Here is a 22866-nt window from a genome sequence, read left to right as displayed (position 1 = left end):
CACCCTCACCGGCCTCCACGTCTACGCAACCGCGCACGGCATCGCTCTCACGACAGAGACAAAACCACCGTGTTGATTCTTTACGAGCCCTAAGCACCAGCACTTCGACTTCCGGTTCCTCTTCCGTCTGCACACCGCCACCGAAGTGCCGGTCGTGCTGCAGGAGGAAGAGATCGGCGGCATCGAGTGGCATCCCGTGGACCGGGTGACCTCTCCAGCCCTGCGCAAGAAGCTGCTCAAGCTCCCGCTCCGGGCCGAACCGAAGACGGCCAACGCCTCGGCCCTGATCTACAACGACCGCGGCGAGTACCTGCTCCACCTGCGCGATTACTTCCCCGGCCAAATCTGGGAGCCGGGCATGTGGTCCCTGCTGGGCGGCGGCCGCGAGTCTCAGGACGCCACCCTGGAACACACCGTCCGGCGTGAACTGGCCGAGGAAGCCGGCCTCGACCTCGCCGACCTCACCCCGTTCGGCACCGAGCACACCACCGACGACGCCGGCGCGACCCTACCCATCGCCATCTACGCAGGCCGCTGGAACGGTGACCCGCGCGAACTCCATTTGACCGAAGGGGTGATGCTCGCCTGGTTCTCTCCCTCGGACCTTCACCGCCTCCGCATCGCGGACACCACTAGCGACCTCGTACGGCGCCACGCCACCAGCCTTCCGGCGACGCAGAGCGGACCTGAACCCGAGGAGGAAAGTCCGGCGTCACCGCATGGCACGGTCCCCAATATCATCGGCGTCCACCTCTATCTGGAGCGGCCCGACGGGACGGTGCTGCTCGGACTGCGCCACCCCAACTCCCCGTTCGCGCCGTCCACCTGGCACGTCCTGGCCGGGCACTGCGAACAGGAGAACGCCATTGCCTGCCTGATCAGGGAGGCACGCGAGGAAGCCGGCCTGCATATCGAGCGCAAGGACGTCGAACTCGTCCACGTCGTCCACCACATCGGCAAGCCCAGGAACCCGCCCCGTATGGGCCTGTTCTTTCGCGCCCGCGCCTGGAGCGGCGAGCCGGAACTGCGCGAGCCGGACAAGTGCACCCAGTGGAAGTTCTGGGACCCCACTGCCCTTCCCGACGATCTCGTCCCCTACACCCGACTGGCTATCGCGAAGATCCAGAACGGCGAGCTGTACAGCGAGACGGGCTGGCCCGCATGACCGGCACACCGACCAGCGCGCCCCGCCACGTGCCCGCTGTGACAGCGGTCGGGCGTCCCGACACCCGCCTCGTAGTGATCCGCGGAAACTCGGCGTCGGGTAAGTCGAGCGTGGCCCAGGGCCTGCGAGATCACTACGGCCGGGGTGTCGCGATCGTGGGCCAGGACGTGATCCGGCGAAATGTGCTGCGCGAGCACGACACCACGGGCGGCGCCAACATCGCCCTGCTGGGCAGGATCGCCCGTCACGCCCTGGACGCCGGCTTTCACGTCGTACTCGAAGGGATCCTCTACGCCGACCGCTACAGCCACATGATCACGTCGCTGGTCGGGGACCACAGCGGCGTCTCAGCCTGCTACTACCTCGACGTGCCTCTGGAAGTGACGCTGGCCCGGCACGCGTCGAAAGCGGACGCCGCGTACCTGGAGCAAGTCACCGAAAACCACCTCACCTCTTGGTACCGCGAGCTGGATCTGCTCCCCGGCGGTTTGGAGACCGTGGTCCCGGCCGACAGCACGCTGCAGGAGACCGTCGCCCGGATCGTGCGCGAATCCGATCTGACCGCCTCCGCCCCGCCACCGCAGTGCACGCCATCACAGGGAGATCCGATGAACCTGGTGTTGATGTCCGATCCGCAGGTCGCCGCGATCCCGGTGCGCGAGTGCGGAGAGTCGCTCGTCGACGTGCGCGACCACGACGTCCGCGTCGACACCCGAAAGCGAGACCCGGTGGGCGCGTTCGCCCACGTACGTGAAGGCGTCCTCACCCGGCTGAAGCACGCGCGCTCGCTCCTGCCCGCCGGTACCGACCTGCTGTTCATCGAGGGCTACCGGCCGCTGGCCCTCCAACAGCGCTACTTCACCGAGTACCGCGACGAGCTGGCCGCCGTCCACCCCGACTGGACGCCTGAGCAGCTGCACCAGGCCGCCAGCCGGTATGTGTCGCTGCCGGAGATCGCGCCTCACTCCGCGGGCGCGGCCGTGGACGTGACCCTCGTCGACCAGGACGGCCACGAACTCGACCTCGGAACCCGCGTCAACGCCTCCCCAGAGGAGAGCGACGGGGCGTGCTTCACGCACGCCCCGAACCTCAGCGACCAGGCACGCCACCGTCGCACGCTGCTGCTCGACGCGATGGAGGGCGCGGGTTTCACGAATTACGGAACCGAGTTCTGGCACTTCTCGGTGGCGGACCGGTACGCACTGATGCGGCAGGAGCCGCACGCGCGCTACGGACCGATCGAACTGCCGTAGCGCGTCGGCAGACTCGTCCGCTTCCTCGCCACCCACTCCGATCAGGACACGCAGGAGCGCGGCTACCGCCCGTGGTCGATCGAGACCCCACGACTGCGACGGACGGAAAGCATCGAACGGAGGAACGTATGCCTGACGACACCCAGCAGGCGATCCCAGCAGTCCCGGCCCTCACCCGGGAGACCGGCTCCGAAACGAAGCACAGTGGATTCCCCTCCCGGATGTGCAGACGCTCCGCCACTACACCTCTCACACCCCGGGCCGCCGCGCCGACACCGGCGGAGTGAGCGTGACATCCGCGAGATCGATATCGCCCCCCGCTATGACTTTGCCGAACAACCACACCAGCCGCGTCGCCCGCGCCACCCCCAGAGCTATGGCCGCCTCGGCCAACCAGTGTGTCCCGCCTGGGTCTCGCTGCGTCGTATCAAGGATGATGGCCATCAGGCACAGCCCTGAGATCACCAGCGTCGCGCTGAGGATGCTCATCCAATTCCGACGGAACTGCGGCCCCTGTACAGGATGAGTGCGTAGCGTGCGCATCCGTTGCCCAGTGGATGCGGCATACAGGGTGACGGCCGCAGTGATGAAGCTGCCGACAACGGCGGCGACGGTCGCCGTCGCGGTGTAGGCAGCGACCCTCTGTTCCCTGTCTGGCCAGGCCAGCACATCTCCGCCACCTACGATTTGCACAGCCGCAGCATGCACCCCGGTGATCGTCAGCGCGAGGATCCAGTCCACCGCCGGCCGTCCCACCCATCGCCGCCACAGCCAATCCAGCATGTCGGCCCCCAACTCCTGCACTGCTGCTTAGATTAGCGGCCGGTACTGACAGGCTTCCTGGAGCGCACGTTCATGCGTACGGGCCGCGGCGAAGATCGCGTCGACGGCGTAGTGCAGATCGACCGATCGGCCGTCGGTGAACGCGATCGGCACTTCGCACTGCGCCGTGATGCGGTGTGCCAGGAAGTCGAGCGGCTCGTACTCCAGGGACTGTCGGTGTGGGTCCCGGATGGCAACCTGGCCGCTGACCGAGCGCACCACGCCCGACTCGTCCATCCACTCATCGAGGTCGGGAATGAACTGCAGGACATCACTCCGCAGTTGGGTGGCAGCACGGTTCCTGCGGAGCTTGCTCAGCCGTCCCCCGCGCCTGGGAACCTTCAGCGAGAGCGTGATGGAAGTATCGGGATGGCGCTGCCCGAAACTCCGCAATGAGTCCGCGAGATCGCCTCGCGCGCTCAAGGCACTGACCGTGTCCGCCGGAGCGCCTTCGAGTTGCACGGTGAACTCCGACACCGCCTCGATGCGGTTGAGTTTCTCACGGGCTCGCGCGTGAATAACCGGCTTGAGTACGACCTCGCCGCAAGAGAGTCCGATCCCGTTCAGCCACTTGGTGATGGCGCTGACACGCGGCGCGGAGAAGCCGCCAGGCAGGGCGCCGATGATGTTTCCGTAGGACAGGAAGCAGAGCGTGGTCACATGGACGACGTCCGTGCCGGCCGCGAGCTGTAGGGCTTCAATGGTGCCGTTGCTGTGGTCGAGTTGGTGCGGTACCTCACCAGTGATCTTGGCGAGCTGGAGATGGTCGGCCCCGGTGGCCGTATCCACGATCCCGACCAGTTGGTCGTCCGCGCTGCGCACGATCCGCTCGTGCGGCTCCGAGACCGCGACACGGTCAAGGAAGCCTCGCCAGGGCTGGGGCTCCATGCGGGGCTGACCGTCTTTGGCTTCGACGACCTCGAAGAAATACACGGTCCGTTGGCGTACCGCCCCGGCCATATCCGCCTCCCCGCTGCGGTTCATTGAATGACACACGAGCGTAGGCGGACGCGCCGTGACGCATGCCATACCGGCCACGGAATGGCCTGATCGCGACAATCTCCATCCAGTTCATCTCGAAACCGCCCCAACTTGGCATCTGGCCCCTGCGGCGCCTCCTCCCACCTGGCACGATGTCCCCCTCATTTATCTGACGATATGAACACGTCGCGATTCACCACATCCCATCACGCTCCTCACGGATCACATCGATAGGCGGGTGGATCGGGCAGATGAAAGGTGCGGTGAACGACGGTGGCGGCAGCAGCCAGCCAGGCGACCCCCAGGCCCGGTCCACCTCAGGTGAAACGCTGGTATCAGACGCGGCCGTCACCGTTCCCTTGGGAGCAGGCGGCCCTCGATCACATCAGACAGCGGATGCCGGTCACCGCCCCGCACTACGCCTGGGCAACCTTCTCCTTCACCGCCATGAGCGGCCGTATCAATGAGTGCGATCTCCTCATCGCCATGCCTCGCGGCCTGTACCTGGTCGAGCTGAAGGGACACCCGGGCCGGGTGGTCAACAGCGGCGACACCTGGAGCTTCCACGCGCCCGACGGCCGGATCCGGACGATCCGCAATCCGTTACACCTCACAGACTTGAAGTCCAAGGAACTCAAGTCCCGCCTCCAGGAGGCCGCCCGCGAGATCTGTCCGGGAGAACGGATCCCGCGCATCGACCCGGCCGTCTTCCTCTCCGACCCGCTGCTCACCAGCGAGCTGGACACGGTGCAGCGCACTCATGTGTACGGGCGTGACGACTCCAAGACGGGGCTGCCCGGCATCTGGGACGACTTCCTGAATCTCCCGCCGGAGCGCGAGAACTGGCGATTAACCGAGAACTTCGCCCGGCACATCCCCGCCTTGATGAAGAAGATCGGAGTGCGAGCCTCCACGGCCCACCTCGACTTCGGCGACGGCTGGAAGCTCTCCTCCCGTCCCCTGGACGCGGGCCCCACCTGGGAGGACCGGCTCGCGGAACGCAAGGAGATGATCCACGAGGAGGGCCGGGTCCGGGTCTACCTCGTCGAGCAGTTGGCGAGCGAGGAGCAGCGCCGCTCCGCCACCCGGGCCGCAGAACGCGAGTACCAGGTGCTCCAGGGCATCGCTCACCGCGGCATCGCCCAGGCCGTCGCCTTGCGCCAGCACCAGGGCGGTCCGGCGATCCTGTTCCGCCACCGTGAGAGCGATCTCCGTCTGGACAACTACCTTGCTGTGTACGGCGCGAAGCTGACCGACGCGGTACGCCGCGACATGGTCCGCCAGCTCGCCGAGGCCGTCCGCTACGCCCACCGCCGCTCGCTCTACCACCGCGCGCTAGCTGCCCGCTCGGTGTACGTCAGTGCGCGGGAGAACGGCAGAAACCCCGTGCTGCAGATCATCGACTGGCAGGCGTCCGCACGCGACTTCGACACCACCTCGCTGCGCTCGCTCGGCGAGTCCTCCTTCACCGGGGAGCACATCGAGGACGCTGCCCAGTGCTACCTCGCACCCGAGACCGATGCCGACTTCCCCGACCCCGTGGACCTTGACGTCTTCGGCCTCGGAGCGGTCGCCCACCACATCCTGACGGGAATGCCGCCCGCCGAAACCCGCACCGCGCTCAAGGAACGACTCCAAGCCGACGGCGGACTGCACCTCTACGCGGTCAGCGACGCCGTCGACTCCGACCTCGACGAATTGGTGTACGCCGCCACCCGGGCCTCGGTCGACGAACGTCTCGACTCCGCAGACGCCTTCCTCGCCCGGCTCGACGAAGCCGAGCAGGCCCGTGCCGCCCAGGCAATCGCCGTGGAGGCCGACCCTCTTGACGCCACACCCGGACAGGCCGTCGACGGCGACTGGACGGTGGAGCGGGTGCTCGGAACGGGCTCCACCGCGCGCGCCCTGTACGTGAGCCGCGTCAGCGAGGACGAACGTGGGCGGAGAGTGGACGAGGAACGGGTCCTCAAGGTCGCTCTGGACGCGGAGAAGAACGAGCGTCTGGCCTCCGAGGCTGCAGCCCTGCAACAAATCAGCAGCGGCCGCATCGTCAAACTGTACGAGGGTCCGCGCACCCTCGCCGGCCGAACCGTACTGGCCCTGGAATACGCCGGCCCCGAGACGCTGGGCCAGCGGCTACGCAGTCACGGGCCGCTGGGCTACGAGGAGTTGGCGACCTGTGGCGAGGACCTCTTCATGGCGCTGGACGACTTGGCCGCCAGGGGCATGCGCCACCGCGACCTCAAACCCGACAACCTCGGGATCAAGGTCAGGGAGGACGGCGAGCAGCAGCTGATGCTGTTCGACTTCTCTCTTGCGGCCGTCTCCGATCGGGACATCAAGGCGGGCACCCGCGGCTACCTCGACCCTTTCCTGGGTGACGCACGGCGGCCTGTGTACGACGACTACGCGGAGCGGTACGCGGCCGCCGTCGTCCTGCACGAGCTGGCTGCCGCCGAGCGGCCCACGTGGGGCAATGGCACCGACGACCCACTGACCGCCATGAAGGACGAAACCCCACTCCTCGCCTCCGATGCCTTCGTAGCCGTACTGCGTCCGGGGCTTGAGACGTTCTTCGAGCGGGCGCTGCACCGAGACGTCAACCGCCGCTTCGAATCACTGCGGCAGATGCGGGACGCCTGGCGGGCGATCTTCAACGACGCAGACCGCACCCAGCCGCCTCCGACCACGGACACCGTGTCGCTCCTGGGGGTCAGCGGGCTGCCTGAGGGGTTGTCCGAGGACGACATCCGCGATCTGTACGCGGACAGGGCGAAGCTCTCCACCACACTCAGGGACGCGGGGCTGACCGAGCGGGCGGCGGCGGTGGCCGAGGAACTCGGCGCAGTGACGGTCGGCGAGCTGCTCGACGTGCCGCTGCCCCGCTTCCGCAACAAACGCGGGATCGGCGCGGTCGTGAAGAAGGAGCTCAACCGGCGGCACCGACAGTGGACGGCGGCTCTCCGTCCGAGGAAGTCCAAGGCCGTGACTGCCATGCCGGTACAGCCGGTTGAGGCTCTCGGGCCGGTCACGGACAACAAGCTCGGCGCGCAGTACGAGGCCCGGCAGAACGTGGAGCAACTCGCGGCCCTCCTCAACCCGGAGCCGACAGGCCGCAAGGACAACAAGCGACCGCAAGTGGTCGCGGCTTGGCTTGGGCTCGACGGCAACTCGGAAATCGGAACCTGGCCGACCAACCGGCAGGTCGCGGAGGCGGTCAAAGCCTCTGAGTACACGGTCTCCAAGCACCTCGGCTCGACCATCGGCGACTGGGCCGAGGCAAGCTGGATGGACATCCTGTGCGGTGAACTGGTCGACGCTGTTCGGGACGCCGGCCGCGTGATGACCGCTCGCGAACTGGCCCGGGTACTCGCCGCCAGTCATGGCTCGGAGAGCACGACCAGCGAGGGCACGGAGGCCGCCGCGCTCGCCGTTGTACGGGCGGCAGTCGCCGCCGAGACGCTGCTCACCGGTCGCGACGAGGAGCACGAGCCCCGAATCGCTCAGTTTCGGCGCCGGGGGCGGCTGATCGTCGCCCTGGAGTCGCTGGACGGCACCGACGACCCGACACCGGGTGAACTCGCCGCGTACGCCATAGCGTTGGGCGACGCGGCCGAGAAGATCGCCATCAGCGATCCCCTTCCCGACCGGAGTGCGGCGCTGCGTGACCTGCGTGCCGTGGGCACGCCCGAGGGCATGGACCCGCTGTCCGACGCCCGGTTGGTCACACTCGCCGCGGCGACGTCGATGAAGGCAGCCGCTTCCCCACGCCTTGAGGTGTACCCCAAGTCGCTGGAGCTGTGGCGGGCCCTGCAGATCTCTCAGGCCGCGGCGGGTGTACGCCGCGAGGTCGGCATCAGCCTGGACGGGCTACTGGCCCGGCTGCGTTCACGCTTCCCCGAGATGGCGCTCGGCAAGCCCACGTATGTCGAGGTCGAGGACGCGCTGAAGAAGGCCGGCTTCCCGCTGACATACGAGACGGCCGAGCAGCGTTTCAAGCCGCCGATGCCGGTTGCCCCGGTGGGCGGCGGCAGCAGCTGGCTGTACTCGTCCACGGGCACGGTGACGGCGTCCTCCCGCACACAGACGGCGAGGGCGGGGGCCGGGCGGGATCCGGTGGCCCTGCTCACCTCGAAACTCAACTCCGCGGTACGGGAAGGCGGCTTTCTCGCACTGAACGTGGCGGTCAAGCGGATGCGGGGCGAGAACGGATCGGTGCCGGAGGCGATCTCGAGTGCGTTCCCGGTGGTGTCGGTGAATCTGGCGCGGGTCTTCCTGGAGGAGTTCCGGGCGCTGGCCGCCAAGCACGGCACGGACTGGTCCAAGGTGCTGGGCGCGGACACCCGGTACACCAGGAGCGGCGAACTGCCGGGCGGGCTTCGGTCGTTCGTAGTGCGGGTATGGCCCCGGGTCGCAGAGCGACTGGAGGAGGTGCCCGAGCGGGAGCCGCGGACGGTGCTGTTCATTCACGCGGCTGGGCTACTGGCCCACTACTACGAGGCGGGCGGGCACGAGCTGCTAGTGGGGCTCCAGCGGGAGGCCCGCAAACCGGGCGGCCGACCGCACGGCCTGTGGCTGCTCACCCCCTCGCACAACGCGCACGGCGCACCGGAGCTGGACGGACTCACGGTGGAGGTGACCGGCGGCGACGCGGAACGCGTGGTGCTGACCGAGGACTTCCTCAAGAACTTGGCTGCATTACAGGGGGGAATGACACAGTGAGCACGCGCGGCAGCGGCAAGGACCACTTACTGAAGGACCTTCGCAAGCAGGTCTCGGTCCTGGAGGACGACTTACGGGCGCGCAGCGACTCGGTGGAGGTGTACCGGGAGCAGTTGGGTGCCGAGTACGGGAGAGCCTACGAGGCCAAGCGTACGGCGGCCACGTACGAGGCGTGGCGGGACGAGCGGGTCACGCAGGTGGCGGCAGCGTGGGTGCTGGGGTGCGTCTTCGTACGATTCTGCGAGGACAACGGCCTCATCGCCCGGCCGTGGTTAGCAGGCATCGGCGAACGCCTCAAGGACGCTGAGGACCACGACGCGGCGTTCTTCGCCGTGAACCCGGAGAAGAACGACCGCGACTGGATCGTCGCAGCATTCGATCACCTGGCGGGGACCAATCCGACGGTCGCAGGCCTCTTCGACCGTGCGCACAACCCGCTGTGGGAGATCGAGCCGTCGTACGAGGCGGCGACGGGGCTGTTGAAGTTCTGGCGGCGGGTGGGAGCGGACGGAGAGATCGTGCACTCCTTCGTAGACCCGACCCTGAACACGCGCTTCCTGGGCGACCTGTACCAGGACCTGAGCGAACACGCCCGGAAGACCTACGCGCTGCTCCAGACCCCGGTGTTCGTGGAGGAGTTCATCCTCGATCTGACGCTGGAACCGGCGGTGGCGGAGTTCGGCCTTGAGCATGTTGTGGAGATACATGACGGGCACGGCAGCGTACGCGAACTCCCGGCTGGCCTAAGGATGATCGATCCGGCGTGCGGATCTGGGCACTTCCTGTTGGGGATGTTCAAGCGGCTACTGGAGAAGTGGCGGGACGCGGACAAAGTAGCGGATGACTGGACCCTGATCCGACGTGCGCTGGCTTCGGTCCACGGCTGCGATAAGAACCCATTCGCGGTGGCAATCGCACGGTTCCGGCTACTCGTGGCGGTGTTGAAGGCGGCAGGCAAGAAACGGCTGGATGCGCTGGGTGAGTTCCCAATCAACGTCGCGGTGGCCGACTCACTGCTACACGGACGCGGCGCTCCGAAACGGGAGAGCGAGGACCTGTTCTCCTCGCAGGAGGTCTTCCACTACCGCACCGAAGACATCGAGCACTACGCGCAACGGTGCGATCTACTGACGCGGGACTCATACCACGTGGTTGTGGGAAACCCGCCGTACATCACGGTCAAGGACAAGCAGGAGAACCTCAACTACCGGGTGTACGAGTCCTGCTCAGGCACATATGCACTGTCGGTGCCGTTCGCCGAACGGCTGTTCCAGCTGGCAGTGCGGACGTCGGGATCAGAGCGGGATGCGGGGTACGTCGGGCAGATCACGGCGAACTCCTTCATGAAACGGGAGTTCGGCAAGAAGCTGATCGAGGCGTTCTTCCGGCTCGAAGTCCACCTTACGCATGTCATCGACACGTCAGGGGCTTATATCCCGGGACACGGCACGCCGACGGTGATTCTGGTGGGGCGGAACCATGTGACGCGGCCGGGGGAGCCGGTTCGGACGGTGCTGGGGGTGAGGGGAGAGCCCACACAGCCTGAGGTTGCTGCCGAGGGTCGCGTATGGACGGCGATCACCAAACAAATTGGCAATCCTGGCAGCGAATCGGACTGGGTGGGCGTGGTTGATCTACCCCGATTGGAGCTTGCCGACTTTCCGTGGAGCTTGAGTGGTGGTGGCTCTGCCACGCTGCTATCCCTCCTGGAAAGCCGACCTTCAAAACTCGGCCCACAAGTTGCGGCAGTAGGCAGAACTACGCACACCGGGTCGGATCTCGCCTTCTATCTACCGCAACAGGCGACTAGCACTCTCGGGCTAAGGAACAGCAGCGTCCCGGTGGTCGCAGGTGAGCATATTCGCGACTTCAACGTCTCAACTCCGAATTGGACGCTCTTCCCTTACGATGCGGACGGTAAGCCCCGCGACCTCACATACCGCGAGTATCGCTATGTCTGGCCGAATCGAACTTCTCTACGTGAGCGTCTGGACTTCGGCGAGACACCGGAAGAACGCGGGTTGCGCTGGTTCGATCACAGCATGTTCTTCGCCAAACGCTATAGATCACCAATGTCGCTTGGATTCCCCTTCGTCTCAACCCACAACCACTTCACGCTGGATCGTGGTGGAAAGGTCTTCAACCGAACCGGCCCAGCCATCAAACTGCCGGAGGAGGCGAGTGAGGACGAGCACTTGGTGTTACTCGGGCTGCTCAACTCGTCGACGACATGCTTCTGGCTCAAGCAGGTCAGCCAGTCCAAGGGCAACGGCGGCATCGGCGGGGGCATCTCTGACGAGCTCTGGGAGCATCGGTTCGAGTTCACCGGCACCAAGCTCCAAGAGTTACCCCTCCCAACCCAGCTCCCACTCCCTCTCGGCCGCTCCCTCGACGCCCTCGCCCAGGAGCTCGCCACCCACGAACCTACCGCCATCTGCGCCACCAACGAGCTGCCCACCCGCGCCCGTCTCGACGCCGCCCACGACGCCTGGACCCGTACCCGCCAGCGCATGATCGCGCTCCAGGAGGAACTCGACTGGGAGGTCTACCACTCCTACAGCCTCCTCACCGACGCCGAGAAGGCTCGCCTCACCACTCCCTCCCCCACACCCACCACCATCCCCCAAGTCCAGCTCGGGGAACGGGCATTCGAGATCATCCTCGCGCGCAAGCAAGCCGCCGAAGAATTAAAGACCGCATGGTTCGAGCGGCACCGGTCCACCCCCGTCACCGAGATCCCATCCCACTGGCCCGACTGGTACCAGGCCATTGTGCAGGCTCGCATCGACACCATCTCCGCCCGCCGCGACCTCGCCCTCATCGAACGCCCCGAGTGCAAGCGGCGCTGGGCCACCGACCCCTGGGAGAAGCGCGAGAAGGCCGCGCTCCGCACCTGGTTACTCGACCGCTGTGAGGACAAGTCCCTCTGGTTCCACGTCCTCAACGGCTTCGTGCAGCCCCGTACTCTCACCATCGCTCAGCTCGCCGACGAACTCGAAAAGCTGCCCAATGCGAAAGCGATTCTCCACACGGCCCACCTCTACGCCACCCACCTCGGCAAACCGAACCTCTCCCTCACTCAGGTTCTTACGGACGTGATCGACGCCGAGCACGTCCCCTACCTCGCCGCGTACCGCTACAAGGACACCGGCCTGCGCAAGCGTGCGCAGTGGGAAGCCGTATGGGAGCAGCAACGCGAGGAGGACCGTACCGGGGAGCGGCTCGACATCCCCGTACCGCCGAAGTACACCTCCGCGGACTTCGCCAAGCAGTCCTACTGGTCGAACCGCGGAAAACTCGACGTTCCCAAGGAGCGTTTCGTCTCCTACCCGGACGCGAACCCCGACTCCGACCCGACCCTCCTCCTCGGCTGGGCGGGCTGGGATCAACGCGACCAGGCGACCGCTCTGCTGAACATCGTCAGCGAACGCCGCAAGCAGCAGGACTGGCCGGCCGAGCGGCTCGTGCCGCTGCTCTCCGGTATCGCGGAGCTTATGCCGTGGCTGCGGCAATGGTTCGGGGAAGTCGACGAGGAGTGGGGCGAGGAGTCGGCCGCCGAGGAGTTCCAGAGCTTCCTGGACGGGGAGTTGGCGAGCGCACAACTCACCCCGAGGGCGCTCAGCGACTGGCGTCCGGTGAAGAAGGTCCGAGCGCGTAAGACGACAGCCATGGCAGCACAGACGCAGACAACGGGCACGACGAAGTTGGTGGAAAACGATGAGTAGCAGCGGCGGCGAGCTCTACCTCCGGGACGTATTGGACCTGTCCGAGGTGGTCCGTGCCGGGTCGTTCAAGATCGAGCTGTCCGGTGGCTTCGACGAGACCGCCAAGCGCGTCGGCGAGTATGTGGTCACTCCGCAGCTGGAACAGGCACTGCGTCGTGCGCTGAAGATCGTCGAGGCATCCGTACGGGCGGGGACGTCCGACGCCGCCTATCTGCACGGCTCCTTCGGTTCCGGCAAGAGCCACTTCATGACCGTGCTGCACGCGATCCTCTCGAACGACCCGGCTGCTCGCGCCAAACCCACGCTCCAGCCGATCATCGCGGATCACGACGCATGGCTACGGAACCGGAAGTTCCTGATGGTGCCGTTCCACCTGGTCGGCGCGACCGATCTCGACTCGGCGATCCTCGGCGGCTACGTCCGTACAGTCCGGCAGTTACACCCGGACGCACCGGTGCCGCCGGTCTACCGTACTGACGCGATGTTCGACGACGCCCGCCGCCAGCGGGAGTTCTTCGCCGACGACGAGCAGTTCGTCCGCTGGCTCGGCAATCCCGCGCTGCCCAAGGAGGAGAAGACACCCGCCCAGCAGACCCCAGCGGCCGAGGACGAGGAAGACCTGGTCGACCTCGACGTCAAGGAGGCCCCGGAGACCTGGTCCCCAGTTCTCCTCGACCAGGCCCTTGCCGCCTCCCCCGATCCGAAAGTCCGCGAGTGGCTGGCGTCCGCGCTGCTGTCCGGTCCGTACTCCTCGTACTCCCGTGGCGCTCTCGGTGCGAAGAACGCTTTCCTCCCGCTGGAGAACGGCCTGGACATCATCAGTCGGCATGCCAAGTCCCTCGGCTACGACGGTCTCGTCCTCTTCCTCGACGAGCTGATCCTCTGGCTCCAGGCTCACCTGCGTGAGCGGACCTTCGTCAATGACGAGGTCAACAAGCTGGTCAAGCTGATCGAGTCGGGCACGGGCGGCCGCGCGCTGCCGGTCATCTCCTTCATATCCCGCCAGCGCGACCTGTCCGAGCTGATCGGTTCGGACGCCGTCGGCGCCGAGGCCAAGAACCTTGAACAGCAGGTCAAGTACCTGGCAGGGCGCATCGACCCGATCAGTCTGGAGGACCGCAACCTCCCCGAGATCATCAAGGAGCGGGTCCTCAAGCCCAAGGACGACGCCGCGAAAGCCGCCCTCGAAGCGGCCTTCGCCCGGATCGAGACCTCGAACCAGTCGGTACGTGACGTACTCCTCGACGCCAACGGCGTCACCCACGCCGACTGGAAGGACTTCAAGGCGCTCTACCCCGTCTCGCCCGTCCTCCTCAACGTCCTGGTCGCGCTCTCCGGCGCACTCCAGCGCGAGCGCACCGGTCTCAAGCTGCTCCAGCAGATGCTCTACCAACGGCGCGAGGACATGAAGGTCGGCGAGCTGATCCCGCTGGGCGACCTGTGGGACGTACTGGCCGAGGGAATGGGCGAGGCGTTCACCGACCGGCTGCGCAGTGAGGCCGAGGCGGCGACGCGCTTCCACGGCAAGGTGAAGGACCACCTGCTGGAGAAGTACGGGTCTGCCGAAGACACCAAGTACAAGGCCGACGAACGCTTCCTCAAGACGATGCTGCTCGCCTACCTCGCACCCGAAGTGCCGGCTCTCGCCCGGTTGACCGGGCCGCGGCTGAACGCGCTGAACCACGGGTCGATCCGCTCGCGCACCGGCCAGGAGGACCGGATCGTGGTCAGGCGGATGCAGGAGCTCCAGGCGCAGTTCCCGGGAGAGCTGCGCAGCGACGGCCATGACTTGGACCCGGTGTTCACGCTGCATCTGTCTGATCTGGATGTGGAGCCGATCCTGGACAGCGTCGGCGAGAAGGACACCCTCGGGGCACGCAAGCGGTGGGTGCAGGAGTGGCTGTGGCGGGAGTTGAAGATCGCCGACAACGGCACGCTCGTCGCCGACCGTGAGATCGTCTGGCACGGAACGCGCCGGACCGCGGAGTTCGTCTTCGAGAACGTACGCGATCCTCAGATCCTGCCCGACGCGCAGTTCGAACCGTCCACTCCTGACCGGATCCGCTTGGTCATCGACTACCCCTTCGACGAGGACGAGAAGGGCACACCCAGCGCGGACGAAAACCGGGTCTACCGCCTGCAGCGGGAGAAGCCGGACGCGGCGACCGTCATCTGGCTGCCGTCCTTCGTCTCCAGCCAGCGGGGCACCCAGCTCGGCCGCCTACTGAAGATCAACTACCTCCTCGATCGTGACCGCTTGAAGGACTTCGCGACTCATCTCGGCTCTGACGACCAGGTACGGGTGCGGCATCAGCTGGAGGCGCAGCGCGAAACGCTCGTCGCACAGCTGGGGCAGGTGCTGCATCAGGCATACGGGATCGCCAGGGCCAACGAGAGTGACCTGGGCGCCCAGGTCACCGAGGGCAAGCACGTCCATGCGCTGTACGCCGGGCACAGTCCGCAGCTCCAAGGCGGAGGGGCCTTCGAGTACAACCTGCTGAAGCTCGCCGACGGTCTGCTGGACGCGATGTATCCCAAGCATCCGAACTTCGACCGTCAGGAAAGCCGCAAGCCGGTCACCGCCGCGAAGTTCAAGATGGCGTACGGCTGGATCACAAAGGCCATGGACGACAGCTCGCGCCGAGTCGTCGTCGACAGCCGAGACCTCGGCGATGTGGCACGCATCGTGCATCCGCTGGAACTCGGCGAGGTACACGACGGGCCCCTTAACGTCTCCACGGACTGGCGCCGTCACATCGACCAGCAGGCGGGCAAGCACGGCGCGAAGGGCGACTTCAGGGCAGAGGACATCCGCACCTGGATCACCGAACTGGGCTGGACGGGGCTGGACAGACTGGTCTCCAATCTGGTGATCGCGACCTACGCCCTGCTCGCGGACCGTTCCTGGGTCTACAACGGCAAAGCCGAAAAGGCGCCTGCGCTGGACCAGATAGGCCCTGGCTGGGCGCTACGGGCACAGGAACGGCCCAGCGAGGAGGAGTACACCAGGGCGCACGAGCGAGCCGCAGCACTGTTCGGCACGAGCGTGCCGACGGTGCTATACACCCGGAACGTCAACGCGCTCGCGGCAGATGTCCGCACCAAGGCGGAGGCCCGCGAGAATGCCGTCAACGGGCTGCGGCGGGCTCTGGCACGCTACCGCTCCGCCCTCGGCATCACCGGCGAGGCGCCGACCGCACGCGAGCAGTCGGTTCGGGACGCGGCCGACCTCCTCGCCCGGATCAAGCAGACTCCGGAGGCGACACCGCTCACCCGGGACCTGGCAACTGCGACGTATGTGAGCACGTACTTCGAACTGGGCAAGGTGATCTCCTCGGCCCAGGAGGTGCTGAACGCACTGGAGAGCACCGACTGGGAACTGATCGACAGCGTACGGAAGTACACCGACCGCGGGGACGGCCTCGCCGACCGGTCCGAGCGACTGCTCGCGGAGATCGCGGACGCCGCATCGAGGAACGAGTACGACACCAGCTTGAAGCCGGTCCTCAACGGGGCCCGCGGTCAAGCGGTGGCTCTGATAAGCGAGGCGGCCCGGCTAAGCACCGTCGCGCCTGTGTCGCCTCCGCCCCCACCGACCGTCACGCCCGAGGTGAACTCCCCCAGGTCCAGTACTGGTCACAGCGGTGTCAGCCCGACCACGGACGACCAGCCACCACTACCCTCCCCGCCGACCACTGCAGCGACGGCCTCTCGTCGCTCGCGGCGGGTGAAGGCCGCGGAGGGCGGGCGTGTGCAGGAACACGCACTCAACCGGGCGCTCACCGACGTACAAGACGAGATTCGCGACTACGCCGCCGCCCATCCGGACGTCGAGATCGAGATCAAATGGCAGGTGGTGCAGGCCGGTGAGGGTGACGGCTTGAGTCGACCGGAAGGTGATCACTGATGGGAGCCCTCGTGCCCGAACTCGACCAGCGGGTCATCACCGGGCTGCTCACCACCCGACTGGCCCGCACCAAGGGCCGGCGGCTGCTGCTGGTGCACGGGAAGTACGCGGCGAATGGGCCCGAAGAGTTCAGCATGCCGACCGGCGACGGGAGACGGCGCAAGGTTCGGGTCGCCCATGCCACCTCGGTACTCGGACTTACCGACGCTTGGCAGGCCCATCTGGCTACCAAGAACGTGGACTTGCTGGTGGTCACCACGGATGTGCCGGGGGAACGGATCAGTCTCGATCTGCTGGGTGAGATGGTGCGCTCGCAGATCATCGCTGTAGACGAGGCCGATATCGTCAAGCAGCTCTTCGGCGCCTCCGACCTCGACCCGCGCATGCGGCGAGATCCATGGCTGTGGCTGCCGGCCGCGCTGATCGACGCCGAGCCTGATGCGACGCGGGGCGGCTGGCCGCAGCACGGTGCCGTGCTCACCCTGGACGCGGCGATGCGTGCGTTGGTCGGAGTGCGGCTCGGGCTTGAGGGCCTCTTCGAGGGCGGGGCGTCGGTGGACGTCGACGCCCTGCTGGCCTGGTCCCGTACGCCGGGCGGTCCCGAGCGCCTCGCCAAGCTGTCGGAGGCCGAACGCCGAGGCATCACCGAATGGCTGGCGCAGAGTGCGGGCGAGGCTGCGCCTGTGCTCCTGCGGCTCGCACTCCAGGGGCGGGGGGCCGAGGCCACCGCGCTGGGTGTGCTGGCGTCCGTCGTGACCGGGGACGCGGCATCGGCCGACGCGGCCGTCGCACTTGGCTCGGTGTTCGGGCGGGGATCCCGTCCCTCCGAACTCCGGGCCTATGCACGGGCGGTGGAAGGCACCCTGACCCGCTGGATCGGCGAGGCATCGGGCCGGGGACCACAGAGCGAGGAGGCCCTGCAGCGGGTTGTCGATGTGCTGCACCAGGCGGACCGGCTGGCAGACGACGCCCATCTGACCGCCGCACTGGCCAGCAACCCCTTCCTGCCATCCGGTTTCCAGGCACGGCTGCACGGGCTGGCCGACGCCCTGCCCAAAGGGCCGCAGGCGGCTCAAGCCGCCTGGGAACATGTGGCGGAGCATCGACTCGCCGCCGTCCTCTACCCGAAGCAGGTCGAGCTCGCGGGCATGGCGGTGCGGCTGCGGCGCTGGCTGGACACGCCGGAACCGGTCATGTCCTCGGTCGGTCAGGCTGTGCGTACGCATGTGGCCGACTGGGGGTGGGCGGACCGGGCACTCGCGCAGCTGTGGGCAGGCGGCGGAGAGGCCGAGCCCGCGCTGGCGCTGGTGTATCGCACGGTGCACGACGCGGTGCGACGGCGGCGGGCGCTGCTCGACGAGGCTTTCGCGGCTCGACTAGGACCGTGGGTCGAGCGCGCCACCACCGCGCAGTCCGGTGGGGCGCTGCTCGTGGAGGATGTCCTGCGGACGATCGCACTCCCGCTGGCGAAGGTGCGGCCGCCGCTGGTGATCGTCCTGGACGGGATGAGCAGCGCGGTCGCGGCCCAGCTCGGCGAGGAGCTGACCGGCGCGGGGAGGTGGAGTGAACTGTCCGGCGAGGGACGACGGTCCGCTGCCGTCGCTGTGGTCCCTTCGGTCACGGCGATCAGCCGGGCGACCTTGCTGTGTGGACGGCCGTCTGCGGGCGGTCAGAGCGTGGAGAGGGAGGGGTTCGCTGCCTTCTGGAAACAGCACCGGCACACGGCGGTCCTCTTCCACAAGGACGAAATCCCTGGACCGGCCGGGCAGTTGCTCGACCCGCGGCTGGTCGCAGCGATCGCCTCGGACTACGTGGTCGGCGTCGTACTGAACACGATCAGCGAGAGTCTCGATCACGGGCAGCGGGGCGCGCTCGCCGACTGGCCGGTGAGCCGGGTGAAGTACCTCACCGAGCTCCTCAACTCCGCTCGTGGGCAAGGTCGTCCGGTGGTACTGGTGTCCGGCCACGGGCATGTGCTGGACCGAACAGGAACCGAGGCCACGCCGTCCACCGCCGAGGGCGTGGAGTCGGCCCGCTGGCGTACGGGGCCGGAAGTCGGTGAAGGCGAGGTCTCGCTTTCCGGGCCCCGGGTGCTGGAGAACGGCGGCCGGGTCACCGTGCCCTGGTCGGAGGAGATCCGCTACACCCCGCGCAAGTCCGGGTACCACGGCGGTGTTGCGCTCGCCGAGATGACGGTGCCGGTGCTGGTCCTGGCACCGTCGGCAGAGCTGGCACCCGCGGAGTGGAGCGAGCTGCCACGCGAAACCGTACAGCCGTCGTGGTGGGAGGCGGAAGCCACATCCCTACCGGTGCCCATCCCTGTCAAGCCGGCGAAGAGGGCAGCGAAGGTCAAACCGAAGCCACGACCGCAGGAAGGTGAGCTCTTCGCCGACGATGCGGTCGAGGTGCCCGCCGCCACCCCACCGGCGGAGCCGGCGGTGCTCACGCTCGGTCAGCAGATCCTCGACACCACGGTCTACAAGCATCAGCGCAAGTTCGTCCGCAAGCCGCCGGAGCACAAGGTGGTGGCCGCCGTCATCGACGCGCTCGACCACGCGGGCGGCACGCTCTCGCTCGCGGCGGTCGCCGCGGCCGCCCTCGGTTCGGGTGGCCGTACGAACACCCGAACCGAGGGCCTTGTGACCGTGCTGACCCGGCTGTTGAACATCGAGGGCTACGAGGTCATCAGTCTGATCGACTCCCGGACCAGGGTCCGGCTCAATCGTGAGACGCTGCGTGAGCAGTTCGAGCTGTCCCAGGAGAGCATGTGAGCGTCGCATCCGTCAGCGCGGCCCGCCGCCGCGAGGTCATCGACGCGTTGCGGCGCGGGACCGTGCCGCAGTCGGGACTCGACCTGTTCGCGGTCGGTCTGGACCGTTTCACGCCCGCGTTGGACGAGCGGATCTCCACGATCGCATCGGGCGGCGCGTCCTTTCACGCGATCCGTGGAGAGTACGGGTCCGGCAAGACGTTCTTCGCACGCTGGCTCGCAGAACGGGCCAAGCGGTCCGGGCTGGCCACCGCCGAGATTCAGATCTCGGAGACGGAAACCCCGCTGCACAAGCTGGAGACCGTCTACCGCCGGCTCACCGAGCGGCTGACCACCGCGACCGAACCGGCCAGTGCGCTGCGCTCGGTGGTCGACGGATGGTTCTACACCCTTGAGCAAGAGGTGGACGAGGCGCATCCCGAACTCGCCGGGGACAACGCGGCGTTGGAGGAGGCGGTCGAGGACCTGCTGGAGGAACGACTGCGCGCGGTCGCCCGGACCACGCCGGCGTTCTCTGCGGCTTTGCGCGGTTACCGCAAGGCCACGCTTGCCGGGGATTCGGCGGCCGCCGAGGCTGTAATCGCCTGGCTTGGCGGCCAGAAGGCGGTGGCCGCCTCCGCACGACGAACCGCAGGAGTACGCGGAGACCTGGACCACTTCGCGGCGCTCGGCTTCCTCCAGGGTCTGCTCACCGTACTGAAGGACTGTGGGCATCCCGGGCTCCTGGTGGTCCTGGACGAGATCGAGACCTTGCAGCGGGTGCGAGGCGACGTACGTGAGAAGGGGCTGAACGCACTGCGTCAGCTCCTCGACGAGATCGACGCGGGCCGCTTTCCCGGACTCTTCCTGGTGATCACCGGAACCCCCGCCTTCTACGATGGACAGCAGGGCATACAGCGACTCCCACCGCTCGCCCAACGGCTGGCGACCGACTTCTCGACCGATCCGCGCTTCGACTCACCGCGGGCGGTCCAACTGCGCCTGACCGGCTTCGATCTCGTAAGACTCGGCGAACTCGGCTGTTCCGTAAGGAACCTGTACGCGGGCGCGGCCAAGCACCCTGAGCGCATCGAGGCACTGGTCGATGACGCGTACGTCGCCGAGCTGGCCACCGCCATGACAGGCAAGCTCGGCGGGCGGGCCGGGATTGCCCCACGGCTGTTCCTGCGCAAGCTGGTCGCGGACGTACTGGACCGGGTCGACGAATTCGACGACTTCGCCCCACGCAAGCACTACGCGCTGACAGTGAACGCCATTGAGCTGAGCGAGGTCGAGCGCAACGCGGCAGCAGACAGCGCCGACGAGATCGAGCTGGAGCTACCATGACCGGCGCCCCCGAACCGCTCGACCGGTTGCATCCCGGACTGGTCCATCACATCGTCAACACCTTGGGATGGCCCGAGCTCCGCCCTCTCCAGAAGGAGGCCATCGAGCCGCTGCTCGACGGCTCGGACGCTGTCCTTCTGGCCCCGACCGCTGGCGGGAAGACCGAGGCCGCCTCCTTCCCGCTGCTATCGAAGATGGCGCAGGAGAACTGGACCGACACCTCCGTGCTGTATGTCTGTCCACTGAAGGCGCTGCTGAACAACCTTCTGCCGCGCCTGGAGACGTACGCCTCCTGGCTGGGGCGGACCGCCGCACTGTGGCATGGAGACGTGTCGCAGCCGCGCCGCAAGAGGATCCTGCGGGACCGGCCGGACGTACTGCTGACCACACCGGAATCGTTGGAAGCGATGCTCGTCAGCACCAATGTCGATCACCGCGCGTTCTTCTCAGGACTGCAGGCCATCGTCGTCGACGAGGTGCACGCCTTCGCAGGGGACGACCGGGGGTGGCACCTGCTGGCCGTGCTCGAACGCCTGCAACGCGTCGTCGGACGACCGGTACAACGCATCGGGCTTTCCGCGACGGTGGGCAACCCGGATCACCTGCTCACCTGGCTGCAAGGATCCGGGAGCGGGCACCGCGCGGCGCGGGTCGTTGCCCCACACCTGCGCGAGGCATCCCCTGTGCTGCCACCGCCCGGCGACATCCAGGTCGACTATGTGGGCTCCCTCGAGAACGCGGCCACAGTGATCACTGCGCTGCACCGCGGCGAGAAGCGGCTCGTGTTCTGCGAATCGCGCCGACAGGTCGAGAAGCTCGGACAGAGCCTGCGGGCCAAGGGGGTGACCACTTTCCTGTCCCACGCGTCCCTGTCAGTAGATGAACGGCGGCGGGCAGAGGAAGCCTTCACCGAAGCACGCGACTGCGTGATCGTCTCAACCAGCACCCTCGAACTCGGCATCGACGTAGGCGACTTGGACCGCGTCATCCAGGTCGATGCACCCACCACCGTGGCCTCCTTTCTCCAGCGCCTTGGCCGGACCGGCCGGCGGACGGGTTCCACCCGCAACTGTCTTTTCCTCACCGTCGACGAGGACGGACTGATCGGCGCGGCAGCCTTGCTTCTTCTGTGGTCGCGCGGCTGGGTAGAGCCAGTGTTGGCCCCACCAGAGCCCCGACACATCGTCGCCCAACAAGTACTGGCACTCTGCCTGCAGGAGCACCGGGTCGGGGACCGGCTGTGGCCGGAATGGTGGGGTGGGCTGGGCCCATTCGGCACTTCGGCCGAGCCCATCGTGCGCCACCTGATCGAGGAGGGTTTCCTGGACCGGGACGGAGGGATGCTGTTCATCGGTCCTGAGGCGGAACGCCGCTTCGGCTACCGGCACTTCATGGACCTCACTGCAGTGTTCACCGCAGCTCCGGAATTCACGGTGCTTTCGGGACGCACCGAGATCGGCACGACCAATCCCGCGCTGCTGACCGAAGAGGTGGTAGGACCTCGGCGCCTGCTCCTCGCCGGGCAGAGCTGGCAGGTTACGTACATCGACTGGTCCCGGCGGCGATGCTTCGTCGAACCGGTCGATGGCGGCGGCAAGGCACGCTGGGGAGGAACTGGTTCCGGCCGGACCGCCTCGTACGAACTGACTCGCGCGGCACGGGAAGTACTTCTCGGCGCCGACCCGCCGGTCACCCTGACCGGGCGGGCCAGGACCGCACTCGCCCAAGCACGCGAGAGCAGCTCGGAACTGGTCCACCCCGACGGGACAGTGGTAGTAAGGGGCGGACGTGACACCAACGTGCGCTGGTGGACCTGGGCCGGCTACCGGGCCAACGCCACATTGGCTGCCACACTCACCACGATCGCCGATCCGCTCCAGAGGCCAACGGACACGTGCATCCGCCTTCGCGAGGACGCGACACCCACAGAGTGGAGAAAGGTCACTTCGGAGGCCGCCGATCAGCTGTGCCTTCCGGCAGTGGACGCGCGTGCGCTGAACGGCCTCAAGTTCAGCGCCGCACTGCCGACCCGGCTCGCGGAGGCCACCCTTGCCGCTCGGCTCGCGGATCTGGACGGTGCGACGGCTGCGCTCAGAGAACCGACCAGGTTCGTAGGACAGTGACAAGGGCGTCGATCAACGAGAGGTCAAGAGCTGACAGACGTGATCCTGCCTCAGGAGATCAGGCTCGTGCGT

10 protein-coding genes are annotated in these 22866 nt (G+C 67.1%); 8 read left to right on the top strand and 2 right to left on the bottom strand.

Features of this window, described 5'->3' with window-relative positions; genetic code table 11:
• Window positions 1-154 precede the first annotated feature (154 nt).
• Both ACZ60E_RS37635 and ACZ60E_RS37630 read left to right on the top strand, forming a co-directional pair.
• Window positions 155-1165 carry an NUDIX hydrolase gene (locus ACZ60E_RS37635; RefSeq protein WP_469446412.1) on the top strand — a complete coding sequence of 337 codons (1011 nt, stop codon included), beginning with the start codon at window positions 155-157 and terminating at the stop codon, window positions 1163-1165.
• On the top strand, window positions 1162-2418 hold the full coding sequence (locus ACZ60E_RS37630) for a M15 family metallopeptidase (RefSeq protein ID WP_469446410.1): 1257 nt from the start codon (window positions 1162-1164) through the stop codon (window positions 2416-2418). Before ACZ60E_RS37635 ends, ACZ60E_RS37630 begins: the two co-directional genes overlap by 4 nt.
• Window positions 2419-2667: 249 nt before the next feature.
• Here ACZ60E_RS37630 and ACZ60E_RS37625 read toward each other — a convergent pair whose 3' ends face one another.
• Window positions 2668-3201 carry a hypothetical protein gene (locus tag ACZ60E_RS37625; RefSeq protein WP_469446408.1) on the bottom strand — a complete coding sequence of 178 codons (534 nt, stop codon included), beginning with the start codon at window positions 3199-3201 and terminating at the stop codon, window positions 2668-2670.
• Between the two features lie 27 nt (window positions 3202-3228).
• Window positions 3229-4224: a hypothetical protein gene (locus ACZ60E_RS37620; RefSeq protein ID WP_469446406.1), complete on the bottom strand. Its 996-nt coding sequence runs from the start codon at window positions 4222-4224 to the stop codon at window positions 3229-3231.
• A 270-nt stretch (window positions 4225-4494) separates the two neighbouring features.
• Here ACZ60E_RS37620 and pglW point away from each other — a divergent pair, with 270 nt between their 5' ends.
• Genes pglW through ACZ60E_RS37590 form a run of 6 tightly spaced genes read left to right on the top strand, consistent with a single transcriptional unit; the run spans window position 4495 to window position 22794 of the window.
• The gene (gene pglW / locus ACZ60E_RS37615) at window positions 4495-8943 is read left to right on the top strand and encodes a BREX system serine/threonine kinase PglW (protein WP_469446404.1); all 4449 of its coding nucleotides are present in this window, start codon (window positions 4495-4497) and stop codon (window positions 8941-8943) included.
• Window positions 8940-12668, top strand: a complete 3729-nt coding sequence (gene pglX, locus ACZ60E_RS37610) for a BREX-2 system adenine-specific DNA-methyltransferase PglX (protein ID WP_469446402.1) — start codon at window positions 8940-8942, stop codon at window positions 12666-12668. The genes pglW and pglX overlap by 4 nt, the downstream gene beginning before the upstream one ends.
• The gene (locus ACZ60E_RS37605; protein ID WP_469446401.1) at window positions 12661-16575 is read left to right on the top strand and encodes a BREX-2 system ATPase PglY family protein; all 3915 of its coding nucleotides are present in this window, start codon (window positions 12661-12663) and stop codon (window positions 16573-16575) included. The genes pglX and ACZ60E_RS37605 overlap by 8 nt, the downstream gene beginning before the upstream one ends.
• Window positions 16575-19346 carry a BREX-2 system phosphatase PglZ gene (gene pglZ, locus ACZ60E_RS37600; RefSeq protein WP_469446400.1) on the top strand — a complete coding sequence of 924 codons (2772 nt, stop codon included), beginning with the start codon at window positions 16575-16577 and terminating at the stop codon, window positions 19344-19346. Before ACZ60E_RS37605 ends, pglZ begins: the two co-directional genes overlap by 1 nt.
• Window positions 19343-20671 carry a BREX system ATP-binding protein BrxD gene (gene brxD / locus ACZ60E_RS37595; RefSeq protein WP_469446398.1) on the top strand — a complete coding sequence of 443 codons (1329 nt, stop codon included), beginning with the start codon at window positions 19343-19345 and terminating at the stop codon, window positions 20669-20671. The genes pglZ and brxD overlap by 4 nt, the downstream gene beginning before the upstream one ends.
• On the top strand, window positions 20668-22794 hold the full coding sequence (locus tag ACZ60E_RS37590) for a DEAD/DEAH box helicase (RefSeq protein ID WP_469446396.1): 2127 nt from the start codon (window positions 20668-20670) through the stop codon (window positions 22792-22794). The genes brxD and ACZ60E_RS37590 overlap by 4 nt, the downstream gene beginning before the upstream one ends.
• Window positions 22795-22866 lie beyond the last annotated feature (72 nt).

It is taken from the genome of Streptomyces sp. NPDC102514, from assembly GCF_055584525.1.
The sequence above is the reverse complement of the archived record's forward strand: the minus strand, read 5'-3'. Positions and strand labels throughout refer to the sequence as shown.